General features: G+C 71.7%; 9 protein-coding genes. 1 reads left to right on the top strand and 8 read right to left on the bottom strand.

Features of this window, described 5'->3' with window-relative positions; all coding sequences use genetic code 11:
• Positions 1-59: 59 nt before the first annotated feature.
• The gene (gene lepA, locus ACWD35_RS30245) at positions 60-1,934 is read right to left on the bottom strand and encodes a translation elongation factor 4 (RefSeq protein WP_451354495.1); all 1,875 of its coding nucleotides are present in this window, start codon (positions 1,932-1,934) and stop codon (positions 60-62) included.
• A 226-nt stretch (positions 1,935-2,160) separates the two neighbouring features.
• Here lepA and rpsT point away from each other — a divergent pair, with 226 nt between their 5' ends.
• On the top strand, positions 2,161-2,427 hold the full coding sequence (rpsT, locus tag ACWD35_RS30240) for a 30S ribosomal protein S20 (protein ID WP_360144457.1): 267 nt from the start codon (positions 2,161-2,163) through the stop codon (positions 2,425-2,427).
• 394 nt (positions 2,428-2,821) lie between these two features.
• On the opposite strand, the gene holA is transcribed toward rpsT, so the two are convergent.
• The 7 genes from holA to leuS all read right to left on the bottom strand — a co-directional run bounded on the left by holA (position 2,822) and on the right by leuS (position 12,810).
• A complete protein-coding gene (gene holA / locus ACWD35_RS30235; RefSeq protein WP_451354494.1) occupies positions 2,822-3,811 on the bottom strand; it encodes a DNA polymerase III subunit delta in 990 nt (329 codons plus the stop codon).
• An 86-nt stretch (positions 3,812-3,897) separates the two neighbouring features.
• Positions 3,898-4,143 (bottom strand): hypothetical protein, encoded by a 246-nt coding sequence (locus ACWD35_RS30230; protein ID WP_451354493.1) that lies wholly within the window; start codon positions 4,141-4,143, stop codon positions 3,898-3,900.
• Between the two features lie 143 nt (positions 4,144-4,286).
• Positions 4,287-6,998 (bottom strand): ComEC/Rec2 family competence protein, encoded by a 2,712-nt coding sequence (locus ACWD35_RS30225; protein ID WP_451354492.1) that lies wholly within the window; start codon positions 6,996-6,998, stop codon positions 4,287-4,289.
• Positions 6,995-8,071, bottom strand: a complete 1,077-nt coding sequence (locus ACWD35_RS30220) for a helix-hairpin-helix domain-containing protein (protein WP_451354491.1) — start codon at positions 8,069-8,071, stop codon at positions 6,995-6,997. The genes ACWD35_RS30225 and ACWD35_RS30220 overlap by 4 nt, the downstream gene beginning before the upstream one ends.
• 108 nt (positions 8,072-8,179) lie before the next feature.
• A complete protein-coding gene (locus ACWD35_RS30215; RefSeq protein WP_451354490.1) occupies positions 8,180-9,025 on the bottom strand; it encodes a DegV family protein in 846 nt (281 codons plus the stop codon).
• Positions 9,026-9,097: 72 nt separating this feature from the next.
• Entirely contained in the window at positions 9,098-9,787 is a 690-nt protein-coding gene (locus ACWD35_RS30210; RefSeq protein WP_451354489.1) for a hypothetical protein, read from the bottom strand.
• Between the two features lie 146 nt (positions 9,788-9,933).
• On the bottom strand, positions 9,934-12,810 hold the full coding sequence (gene leuS / locus ACWD35_RS30205; RefSeq protein ID WP_451354488.1) for a leucine--tRNA ligase: 2,877 nt from the start codon (positions 12,808-12,810) through the stop codon (positions 9,934-9,936).
• Positions 12,811-12,857 lie beyond the last annotated feature (47 nt).

Genomic DNA, 12,857 nt, shown 5'->3' with positions numbered 1-12,857 from the left:
TTTCGCACGACGGGCCCCCGTCTGCCCGGTTTGCGGGCGTCACCAGTTGTTACCTCTGGTTACTTCTTGCTCTTGGCCGAACTCGCGCTGTCATCGCTGGAGAGGACGGCGATGAAGGCTTCCTGCGGAACTTCCACCGAACCCACCATCTTCATCCGCTTCTTGCCTTCCTTCTGCTTCTCCAGCAGCTTCCGCTTACGGGAGATGTCACCGCCGTAGCACTTGGCGAGGACGTCCTTGCGGATGGCGCGGATGGTCTCGCGGGCGATGACCCGGGAGCCGATGGCGGCCTGGATCGGCACCTCGAAGGCCTGCCGCGGGATGAGCTCGCGCAGCTTGGCGACGAGCCGCACCCCGTACGCGTACGCGGCGTCCTTGTGGGTGATCGCCGAGAAGGCGTCCACCTTGTCGCCGTGCAGCAGGATGTCGACCTTGACCAGGCTGGAGGTCTGCTCGCCGGTGGGCTCGTAGTCGAGGGAGGCGTAGCCGCGGGTCTTGGACTTCAGCTGGTCGAAGAAGTCGAAGACGATCTCCGCGAGGGGCAGCGTGTAGCGGATCTCGACGCGGTCCTCGGAGAGGTAGTCCATGCCGAGCAGGGTGCCGCGCCGGGTCTGGCACAGCTCCATGATCGAACCGATGAACTCGGTGGGCGCCAGGATGGTGGCGCGCACGACCGGCTCGTACACCTCGCTGATCTTCCCCTCGGGGAATTCGCTCGGGTTGGTGACGACGTGCTCGGTGCGGTCCTCCATGACCACGCGGTAGACCACGTTGGGCGCGGTGGCGATCAGGTCGAGCCCGAACTCGCGCTCCAGCCGCTCCCGGATCACGTCCAGGTGCAGCAGGCCGAGGAAGCCGACGCGGAAACCGAAGCCGAGGGCGGCGGAGGTCTCCGGCTCGTAGACGAGCGCGGCGTCGTTGAGCTGGAGCTTGTCCAGGGCCTCGCGCAGCTCCGGGTAGTCGGAGCCGTCGAGCGGATACAGACCGGAGAAGACCATCGGCTTCGGGTCCTTGTACCCGCCGAGCGCTTCGGTCGCCCCCTTCGCCTGGCTGGTGACGGTGTCACCCACCTTCGACTGGCGGACGTCCTTCACACCCGTGATCAGGTAGCCCACCTCGCCGACGCCGAGGCCGTCGGCCGGGAGCATCTCGGGCGAGCTGACGCCGATCTCCAGCAGCTCGTGGGTCGCGCCGGTCGACATCATCCTGATGCGCTCGCGCTTGTTGAGCTGGCCGTCGATGACACGGACGTACGTCACGACACCGCGGTAGGAGTCGTAGACCGAGTCGAAGATCATCGCGCGGGCGGGCGCGTCGGCGACACCGACCGGGGCCGGGATCTCCTTGACGACCTTGTTCAGCAGCGCGTCGACACCGAGGCCGGTCTTGGCGGAGACCTTCAGCACGTCGGAGGGGTCGCAGCCGACCAGGTTCGCCAGCTCCTCGGCGAACTTCTCCGGCTGGGCCGCGGGCAGGTCGATCTTGTTCAGCACGGGGATGATCGTGAGGTCGTTCTCCATCGCCAGGTAGAGGTTGGCGAGGGTCTGCGCCTCGATTCCCTGGGCGGCGTCGACGAGGAGGACGGTGCCCTCGCACGCGGCCAGCGACCGCGAGACCTCATAGGTGAAGTCGACGTGCCCCGGGGTGTCGATCATGTTCAGGATGTGCGTCGCGCCCTGGTCGGGCCCCTCCGTCGGGGCCCAGGGCAGACGCACCGCCTGGGACTTGATCGTGATACCGCGCTCGCGCTCGATGTCCATCCGGTCGAGGTACTGAGCACGCATCTGCCGCTGCTCGACCACACCGGTCAGCTGGAGCATCCGGTCGGCGAGCGTGGACTTGCCGTGGTCGATGTGCGCGATGATGCAGAAATTGCGGATCAGAGCCGGGTCGGTACGGCTCGGCTCGGGCACATGGTTAGGGGTCGCGGGCACGCAGGGTCCTGTCTCTTGAGGCGCCTTATGCCTCGGGTCGGATCTATACGTTGTCTCCATGGTCCCACGGAGAGCGAGCGGGGACCGTTTTGGGCTGCCCCCGGGGCCACTGGTAATGTAGAGCGCTGTGTCTCATGCCCTCTCAGCAAGAGGCACAACTGGAAATTTTTGAATCAGCGGTACGGGACCCGAGCGGCCCCGCACCAGAACCTGAAAAGGCTCATTCGTGGCGAACATCAAGTCCCAGATCAAGCGGATCAAGACCAACGAGAAGGCTCGGCTGCGCAACAAGGCCGTCAAGTCCTCCCTGAAGACCGCGATCCGCAAGGCCCGTGAGGCTGCTGCCGCGGGTGACGTCGAGAAGGCCACCGAGCTGCAGCGCGCTGCCGCGCGTGCGCTCGACAAGGCCGTCTCGAAGGGCGTCATCCACAAGAACCAGGCCGCCAACAAGAAGTCGGCGCTGGCTTCCAAGGTCGTTTCCCTCAAGGGCTGAACCTCCTTCTGATCTGACCGCCGGAAGGACCCAGAGCGGGCCCTCTCTCATCCGCTCCCGTCCGGCACCCCAGAGCCTGTTCGCGGCCTGCGTTCGCCACGCGGGAACGGGCTCGCCAGCTTGATCCGAAGGCCCTGCCTCCCACCCTTCCCCAGGGCGGGCGGCGGGGCCTTCGGCATACACGGAGGCCGACGCCGACGCCCGCCCGGGGGCTCCGCCGTGAGGTGGTGCACGGTCACCGTGTGCCCGAGGTACGGCCGGTACCGCTGTACGGCTGTACGGCTGTACCGAATTGCGGCCGGTACCGGTGTTCGGCCGGTCCCGATGTGCCGCCGGTACCCGTGTTCGGCCGGTGCCTACGATTCCCCGCGCCCGCGGTTCCGCAGCGGCCGGATCAGCCCCGGCCCCTGGACCGCGCGGCCCGGGCGATCGCCACGACCGCCTTCTCCAGGGCGTACTCGGGGTCGTCGCCGCCGCCCTTCACGCCCGCGTCGGCCTCGGCGACCGCCCGCAGGGCCATCGCGACCCCGTCAGGGGTCCAGCCGCGCATCTGCTGCCGCACCCGGTCGATCTTCCACGGCGGCATGCCCAGCTCCCGCGCGAGATCGGCGGGACGGCCGCCGCGCGCCGAGGACAGCTTGCCGATCGCCCGGACGCCCTGCGCCAGCGCGCTGGTGATCATCACCGGCGCGACCCCGGTCGCCAGCGACCAGCGCAGCGCCTCCAGCGCCTCCGCCGTACGCCCCTCGACCGCCCGGTCGGCGACCGTGAAGCTCGACGCCTCGGCCCGCCCCGTGTAGTACCGGCCGACGACGGCCTCGTCGATCGTCCCCTCCACGTCGGCGACGAGCTGCGACGCCGCGGAGGCCAGCTCCCGCAGATCGCTGCCGATCGCGTCGACCAGTGCCTGGCACGCCTCGGGCGTGGCCGACCGCCCGAACCCCCGGAACTCCCCTCTCACGAACGCCAGCCGGTCCGCCGGCTTGGTCATCTTCGGACAGGCCACCTCCCGCGCTCCCGCCTTGCGCGCGGCGTCCAGCAGCGCCTTGCCCTTGGCGCCACCCGCGTGCAGCAGCACCAGGGTGATCTCCTCGGCGGGCGACCCGAGGTACGCCTTCACGTCCTTGACCGTGTCGGCCGAGAGATCCTGCGCGTTGCGTACGACCACGACCTTGCGCTCGGCGAAGAGCGACGGGCTGGTCAGCTCGGCGAGCGTGCCGGGCTGCACCTGGTCCGGGGTCAGGTCCCGTACGTCCGTGTCGGCGTCGGCGGCCTTGGCGGCGGCCACCACCTCCTGCACGGCACGGTCGAGCAGGAGGTCCTCCTGGCCCACGGCGAGCGTCACGGGGGCGAGAGGGTCGTCATTCGCAGTCTTTCTGGCCATCGCTCAAAGCATCCCACGCGGCACTGACAACGAACCGGCCGCGGACCCTGACCGGTCCCCGAGCGTCCCCGGAGTCCGTCTCGGGGTCACGGCTCCTCGCGCCAGCCGTCCCACTCCCCCGCGAACGCGTCCAGCTCCGCCGGGTCCAGCAATTCGTTCTCGTCCCGCAGGACGACGAGCCACTGGGCGTCCTCGGCGTCGTCCTCGCCGGCCAGGGCGTCCCGGACGATCCGGGGCTCCTCGTGGACGCCGAACCGCTCCCGGAGCGCCTCGGCAGCCTCCTCGGCGGCCTCGCGGTCGGGCAGCACCAGCACGTGTCTCACATCGCTCACGGGCCCATTCTCCGGCACCGCACGAGCGCCGAACGGGCAGGTCAGCCCTGGGGGCAGCTCGGTGGTGGCCCGGCTGCCGCCCTTGTGTACGAACCGGTCGCTTTGAAGTTCTCTCCCGGCCGCCGGAGCAAGTACGGGACTCGTCACCCAGCCAGCGGCACCCAGTGCGGCTTTCGCCCAACCGTCAGCCTTTCGCCGTCCGCTCCCCCGCCCCCGCCGACCGCGAGCGGCCCGTCCCGGTCCGTGCGCAGCACCACCGCCCCGCCGGTCCGCAGCGCGGCCACGGTCGCCGGTGCCGGGTGCCCATAGGGGTTGTCGGCGCCCACGGAGATCAACGCCACCCGTGGGGCCACCAGCCGTATGAGGTCCGGGTCCTGGTAGACCGAGCCGTGATGGGCCACCTTCAGTACGTCCACCGCCGCCAGTCCGGCCGCGTCCGGCGAGTGCAACAGTGCCTGTTGGGCCGGGGGTTCGAGGTCCCCGAGCAGCAACATCCGCAGCCGGCCCGTCCGGACGAGCAGCGCGACACTCGCGTCGTTCGGGCCGTCCGGCTCCGGTGCCGGGCCCGGCGGGGGCCACACCACGCGCCAGGCCAGCGGTCCGGTGCGCCGCTGCTCCCCCGCCACGGCCCGGCTGAGCGGGATGTGCCGTTCGGCCGCCTCCCTTCGCACGAACTCGGCCTGGTCCGCGGGTTCTTCGAAGCCCGTGGTCTCGATCTCGGCCACCGCGCGACCGCGCAGCACTCCAGGCAGTCCCGCCACGTGGTCGGCGTGGAAGTGGGTGAGGACGAGGAGGGGGATGCGCGTGACGCCCAGCTCCCGCAGGCAGTGGTCGACCAGCTCGGGATCGGGCCCCGCGTCCACGACCACGCCGGCTCCCTCACCCACCGCCAACACGGTCGCGTCGCCTTGTCCGACATCGCACATCGCGAACCGCCAGCCCGGCGGCGGCCAGCCCGTGATCACCCTGGTCAGCGGCGCCGGCCGCACCACCGTTAGCAGGAGCAGCAGGCCGAGCGCCCCGCACCACCACGGGTGCCGCAGCAGTCGCCGCCCGGCGAGGACGACGGCCACGGTGACCGCCGCCAGCAGCAGCGCTCCCGGCAGGCTTGCGGGCCAGTCCACTCCCGCGCCGGGCAGGGCGGCCCCGGTGCGGGCGACCCCGGCGATCCAGCGCGTCGGCCAACTCGCACACCAGGCCAGCACCTTGGCCACCGACATCGCCACCGGCGCCGCCACGAGCGCCGCGAACCCCAGCACCGTGGCCGGTGCCACCGCCACCTCCGCCAACAGGTTGCAGGGCACCGCCACCAGGCTCACCCGGGCCGACAGCAGCGCCACGACCGGCGCGCACACGGCCTGCGCGGCGGCAGCGGCGGCCAGCGCCTCGGCAAGCCGCGCGGGCACCCGGCACCGCCGCAGCCCCTCGCTCCAGGCGGGCGCCAGCACGAGCAGGGCGCCGGTGGCCAGCACGGAGAGCAGGAAGCCGTAACTGCGGGCCAGCCACGGGTCGTACAGCACCAGCAGCAGGACGGCCGTGGCCAGCGCCGGGATCAGGGACCTGCGGCGCCCGGTGGCCAGGGCCAGCAGGGCGACCGCACCGCAGGCCGCGGCCCGCAGCACGCTGGGATCGGGCCGGCACACGACCACGAACCCCACCGTGAGCACCCCGGCGAGCAGGGCGGTCGCCCGCAGCGAGAGCCCCAGGCGCGGGGCCAGTCCGCGGCGCTCGGTCCGCTGGGCCAGGCCGGGCGGTCCGATGAGCAGGGCGAGCAGGACCGTGAGGTTGCTGCCGGAGACGGCGAGCGTGTGCGCCAGGTCCGTCTCTCGGAAGGCTTCGTCCAGCTCGGGTGTGATCCGCGAGGTGTCGCCGACGACCAGGCCGGGAAGCAGCGCCCGCGCATCCGCCGGCAGCCCGTCGGTCGCCTCCCGCAACCCGGCCCTGAGCCGCCCCGCCAGCCGCTGCGGCCCGCTCGGCCCCGCCACGACGTCCGGCCCCCGCCCGCCCCGCACCCGCAGCACGGCCGAGGTCCGGTCACCGCCCGACCTGGCCGGCGCCAGCCGCCCGCTCACCCGCAGCCGCGTGGACGGCAACAGCCCTGCCCAGGCCGAGCGCCCGCCCTGCACGCCCCGAGCACCGGTGCCCGCAGACGGCGCGGAACTCCCGCCCGCAGCGCCCTTCTCGGCACCGCTCTCCGCTGCCGAGCCGTCCGCGTCGACCATCAGCAGCACCGGGCTGCGCGTCCGCACCCGCGTCCCGTCGCTCATCCCGACGCGCCGCACCTCCGCCCGGGCCAGCACCACCCCCGGCGTCGCATGATCGCCCCGCACCCGCGGCCTGCTCAGCCAGGGGTCTCCGGTCAACTCGACCTCGGCGGTCACGGTCGCGAACCGCCGGGCCAGCTCGGGCACCGGCCCGCGCCGTACATCCGCCCCGTGCAGCCCGGCCGAGGCGGAGGCCGCGGCTACGCAGAGCAGCACCGCGGCCACCGGCACCCGAGCCCAGGCGAACCGTCCGCGCTCCCCCTCGACGGGTCCCGCCCGCAACCGCCGTCCGGGAGCTACAGGACGGCGCCGGCCGGCGCCCTCGGGCCGCCCCACCACCAGCAGGGCACCCCCGACGACCAGACAGACCACCGCGACCCCCACACTCCAGCCCGTCGGGAGGTCCAGCGCCAGCGCCGCCGTGGCCCAGACCGCGAGCGCGGGCGGAACGAGCCGCAGATCCGCCGCATCCGCAGGCCGAGACTCAGCGGCCTCGCCCACCTCCGGCCCTGAGAGCCGTTGCTCCGGAGCGCGACCGGTGACAGCCCCGGATGCCCTGTGCCTCCGATCATCGTCACGTGTGGGGCTCATGGCCGTACCAGACTTCGCAGGTCGGTGAAGCGGCGGTCGCCGATGCCGTTGACCTGGCGCAGTTCGTCCACCGAGCGGAAACCGCCGTGCCGGGTGCGGTAGTCGATGATGTGCTGGGCCAGCACGGGACCGACTCCGGGCAGGGTGTCGAGCTGGTCGGCGGTCGCCGTGTTGAGGGAGACAGGCGCTGTGGAGCCTGCGTCGGCCGGTCCTTGTCCGCCCCCGCCGACCGGGCCGGGCGGCGCCGGTGCCCCCGGCGGCGCCCCGACGACCACCTGTTCGCCGTCCACCAGGAAGCGGGCCCGGTTGAGCCCCTCGGTGCTCACGCCCGGGCGGACCCCGCCGGCCGCGCGCAACGCGTCGGTCACCCGCGAACCGGCCGGCAGGCGCCGGACACCCGGATGCCTGACCTTGCCGCCGACATCCACGACGATCTCTCCGCCCGGTGCCCCCACGGACACACCGGCCGGACGGTCACCGGCCGCCCCTCCTTCGCCCTTCCCCTCACCCGTGCGCCTGCCGAACGGGGCTTCCGCGCGCACCATCTGCGGAGCACTCACGGACTGGGTCCGGCCGGCCCAGAAGTGCTGTACGGCGAGGACGGAGGCAACCAGCAGCACCAAAGAGAGCGCGATCACTCCCCGACGCTCCACCCCGTACCGCGTCTGCAACCACACCGGTGCCCGCTCCCGCAGGGCCAGCCCGGCTCGCTCCCGCCAGCCGGGCACGACGGGCTCCGTCACCTCCAAGAGACTTGCCGCCTCTGGTGGTTCGGTCTCCGGTGATTCGGTCCCGGGCGGTTCGGCCTCGGATGCCGTGACCGTCGACATGCTCGTGACCGACGACGCACTCGTGAACGCCTGGCCGCCCGGCGGGGCGTTGCCCGACTCCCGCCATTCCACGGCTCGTTCGCCGAAGAGGAGTTCCGCTCGGCGGCGCAGTTCCTCCGTCGGGGCGGGTGGGCGTCGGCGGTGGTCGGCGTGGCGGCGGTGGCGGACCCGGCCGTCGGAGGCGGGTCCGCGGCCGGGGCCGCTGGTCGCTGTGGCGGTGCGTGAACGTGATCGAAGTGCCATGCGACGAGGGTCGGGCATTTCACCACTTCGCGATGATCTTGGTCAATTCTCGGGGATTACCGCCCGGTTGTGGAAAACTCCGCCACCCACAAGGGTGAGGCAGCCCGGTCAGCGCGGCGAGACCACCGCTCCCAGCAGCCCAGGACCGGTGTGCGCCCCGATCACCGCTCCGACCTCGCTGACGTGCAGGTCGGCCAGGCCGGGCACCCGCTCCCGCAGCCGGTCGGCGAGCGCGGCGGCGCGGTCGGGGGCGGCGAGGTGGTGGACGGCGATGTCGACATCGGCGCTGCCCGCCCGCTCGGCGACGATCTCCTCCAGACGCGCGATCGCCTTGGACGCCGTGCGGACCTTTTCGAGAAGTTCGATACGGCCGCCGTCGAGTTGAAGCAGCGGTTTGACGGCGAGCGCGGAACCGAGCAGGGCCTGCGCGGCGCCGATGCGGCCACCGCGACGCAGATAGTCGAGGGTGTCCACGTAGAAGTAGGCGGATGTGCCCGCGGCCCGCTTCTCGGCAGCCGTCACGGCCTCGTCGACGGTGCCGCCGGCCTCCGCGGCCTCGGCCGCGGCGAGCGCGCAGAAGCCCAGGGCCATCGCGACCATCCCGGTGTCCACCACCCGCACGGGCACCGGCGCCTCGCGCGCCGCGAGCACCGCCGCGTCGTACGTACCCGACAGTTCGGCGGAGAGGTGGAGCGAGACGATGCCGCTCGCGCCGGACTCGGCGACCCTGCGGTAGGTCTCCGCGAACAGCTCGGGGCTGGGGCGGGAGGTGGTGACCGGCCGCCGCTTCTGCAGAGCCTGCGCGAGGGAACGGGTCGAGATCTCGGTGCCCTCTTCGAGCGCCTGGTCACCGAGGACCACGGTCAGGGGTACCGCGGTGATGCCGTGGCGCTCCATCGTCCGCGGCGGCAGGTAGGCCGTTGAATCGGTGACGATAGCGACATGGCGGGACATGAGCTGGAGGTTACCTGCCGTAGCGCTCGCGCGGCAGCCCGGCCCCTGTCGTGCGCTCCGGAAGCGGCCCTGTCAGGTGCTGCTCTCGGGACGGGGCTTCTTCTCCCAAGGGTAGGCGGGGCGCCGGGACGGCGGGGTGATCGCGGGGGCCGCCGGCTCCTCGGCGCGGCCGGAGCCGGGTGCCTCCGGCCAGGGCGGAGGAGCCGGTGTGGTGTCGGTGCGCGTCCAGTGGCGCAGGGCGCCCGCCTCGACGTCTATCTGGGCGCTGAGCGCGTCCAGGTCGTCGTCGGCGAAGCGGCGGGCCCGGTCGCGGGCCGCCCAGCGCAGCGAGTCCGCGGACTTGGTGATGCGCTCGGTGCGGTGGCGCAGTTCCGGCAGCCGGGCAGTGAGTGTCGCCCGGTCCGGTTCGGACTCCAGGCGCCTGAGTTCGGCGTCCAGTTCGTGTCCGTGCGCGCTGAGCCGCTCGAAGAGGCCGAGAGATTCCTTGAGTGACTCGTCCTCGGCCACGCCCGCGCGCAGGGCGTCCTGGGTGGCGCGCATCGAGGTGCGCAGCGTGAGCCGCAGCTGGGCGACCTCGGCGGCCGGGCCGGTCTGGACGAAGGACTTGGCACGCAGCGTGTGGTCCTCGACCGCGCGGCGGGCCTGGTCGATCGTACGGTCCACGCCACGCTTGGCGGCGCCGACCGCCTTGACCACGGCGTACACACCGAACCCGACGAACAGCAGGAAGAGCAGGGCGCACACGGTGATCACTGCTTCCACGACGCTCCTCCTCCGACCGGTACGGCGCAAGCCGCTGCGCTCTCCACGGTAAACGCGACGGGCAGGCCCGGGGTTCCGAAAAAACCCCGAACCTGCCCGTAGGGGACTACCCCGAGCCGGTCCAGTCGCTTGGCCGCTGCCGGTGCTTACGCCGGAACGATGTTCACCAGCTTCGGCGCGCGCACGATCACCTTGCGGATGCCGGCGCCGTCCAGCGCGGCCACGACCTTCTCGTCGGACAGCGCCACCTTCTCCAGCTCCTCGTCGGAGATCGTCGGCGGCACCTCCAGGCGAGCCTTGACCTTGCCCTTGATCTGCACGACGCAGGTCACGGTCTCGTCCACCACGTACTGCGGGTCGGCGACCGGGAAGTCCTGGTGGACGACCGAGTCGGTGTGGCCCAGCCGGCGCCACAGCTCCTCGGCGATGTGCGGGGCCAGCGGCGCGACCATCAGCACCAGCGGCTCGGCGACCGCGCGCGGAATCGCGCCACCGGCCTTGGTCAGGTGGTTGTTCAGCTCGGTGACCTTGGCGATGGCGGTGTTGAACCGCAGGCCCTCCAGGTCCTGGCGCACGCCGTCGATCGCCTTGTGCAGGGCGCGCAGCGTCTCCTCGTCGGGCTCGGCGCCGGTGACGGTGACCTCGCCGGTGTTCTCGTCGACGATGTTGCGCCACAGCCGCTGCAGCAGCCGGAACTGGCCGACCACCGCGCGCGTGTCCCACGGGCGGGAGACGTCCAGCGGGCCCATCGCCATCTCGTACAGGCGCAGCGTGTCGGCACCGTACTCGACGGCGATCTCGTCCGGAGTCACCGCGTTCTTCAGGGACTTGCCCATCTTGCCCAGCAGACGGGAGACCTTCTCGCCCTGGTAGTAGTAGGCGCCGTCGCGCTCCTCCGCCTCGGCGGCCGGCACCGCGATGCCCCGGCTGTCGCGGTAGACGTAGGCCTGGATCATGCCCTGGTTGAACAGCTTGTGGAACGGCTCCGGGGAGGAGACGTGCCCCAGGTCGTACAGGACCTTGGACCAGAAGCGGGCGTACAGCAGGTGCAGTACGGCGTGCTCGGCGCCGCCGACGTACAGGTCGACACCGCCGTGCGGCTGGCCCTCACGCGGGCCCATCCAGTACTGCTCGATCTCCGGGTCGACCAGCTTCTGGTCGTTGTGCGGGTCCAGGTAGCGGAACTCGTACCAGCAGGAACCGGCCCAGTTGGGCATGGTGTTGGTCTCGCGGCGGTACTTCTTCGGCCCGTCGCCCAGGTCCAGGGTGACGTTGACCCATTCCTCGTTGCGCGACAGCGGCGTCTCGGGCTGGGTGTCGGCGTCGTCCGGGTCGAAGGTGCGCGGGCTGTAGTCCTCGACCTCCGGCAGCTCCAGCGGCAGCATCGACTCGGGCAGGGCGTGCGCGACGCCGTCCTCGTCGTAGACGATCGGGAAGGGCTCGCCCCAGTAGCGCTGGCGGCTGAACAGCCAGTCACGCAGGCGGAAGTTGACGGTGCCCTTGCCGATGCCCTTGCGCTCCAGCCACTCGGTGATGCGCGCCTTGGCCTCGACGACGCCCAGGCCGTCCAGCTTCACGTCGTCGGCGGACGAGTTGACGATCTTCGCGTCGTAGGAGGCGAAGGCGTCGTCCCACGTCGACGTGTCGGTGCCGCGGCCGTCGGTCGGCTCGACCACGCAGCGGATCGGCAGTTCGAAGGCGCGCGCGAAGGCGAAGTCGCGCGTGTCGTGCGCCGGGACGGCCATGATCGCGCCGGTGCCGTAGCCCATCAGGACGTAGTCGGCGATGAAGACGGGGACCTTCTCGCCGTTGACCGGGTTGGTCGCGAACGCGCCGGTGAAGACACCGGTCTTGTCCTTGGCCTCGGCCTGGCGCTCCACGTCGGACTTCGAGGCGGCCTGGGCGCGGTAGGCGGCGACGGCCTCGGCGGGGGTGGCGTGGCCGCCGGTCCACACCTCGTGCGTGCCCTCCGGCCAGGCGGCCGGGGTGAACTTCTCGACCAGCGGGTGCTCGGGGGCCAGCACCATGTAGGTCGCGCCGAACAGGGTGTCGGGGCGTGTGGTGAAGACCGTGATGCGCTCGCCGTCGATCGGGAAGTCGACGCGGGCGCCCTCGGAGCGGCCGATCCAGTTGCGCTGCTGCAGCTTGATGGCCTCGGGCCAGTCCAGCGCCTCCAGATCCTCCAGCAGCCGGTCGGCGTAGGCGGTGATGCGCATGTTCCACTGGCGCAGCTTCGCCTTGAAGACGGGGAAGTTGCCGCGCTCGGAGCGGCCGTCCGCCGTGACCTCCTCGTTGGCCAGCACGGTGCCCAGACCGGGGGACCAGTTGACGGGCGCGTCGGAGGCGTAGGCCAGGCGGTACTCGCTCAGGACCTCGGCGCGCTCGACGGCCGTCAGTTCGTTCCACGCGCGCCCGTGGTCACCGGGTACGGCGCGCTCACCGGACTCGAACTGGGCGACCAGCTCGGAGATCGGGCGGGCCTTCCTGGCTTCGTCGTCGTACCAGGAGTTGAAGATCTGCAGGAAGATCCACTGGGTCCACTTGTAGTAGTCCGGGTCGATCGTGGCGAAGGACCGGCGCTTGTCGTGGCCCAGGCCCAGCCGGCGCAGCTGGGCCTTCATGTTCTCGATGTTGGCTTCGGTGGACACGCGCGGGTGCGTGCCGGTCTGCACGGCGTACTGCTCGGCGGGCAGGCCGAAGGCGTCGAAGCCCAGGGTGTGCAGGACGTTGTGGCCGGTCATGCGCTGGAACCGGGCGTAGACGTCGGTGGCGATGTAGCCCAGCGGGTGGCCGACGTGCAGGCCCGCACCCGAGGGGTACGGGAACATGTCCATGATGAACTTCTTGGGCTTCGCGACCAGCTCGGGGTCGCCGGCCAGGTCGCCCTTCGGGTTCGGGGCCGCGTAGGTGCCGTCCGCGTCCCAGAAGTCCTGCCAGCGTGCCTCGATCTCGGCCGCCAGGGCGGCCGTGTAGCGGTGCGGCGCGGCCACCTCGGCGGTGGCAGCGGGGTTCGTCTCGCTCATGATCCTCAAAGCTCCATCGATCGTCTCTGCCTGCGGAAATGAAAAAG

The sequence above is a fragment of the Streptomyces sp. NPDC002671 genome, from assembly GCF_053592475.1.
This window is presented reverse-complemented; position numbering and strand designations above follow the sequence as displayed.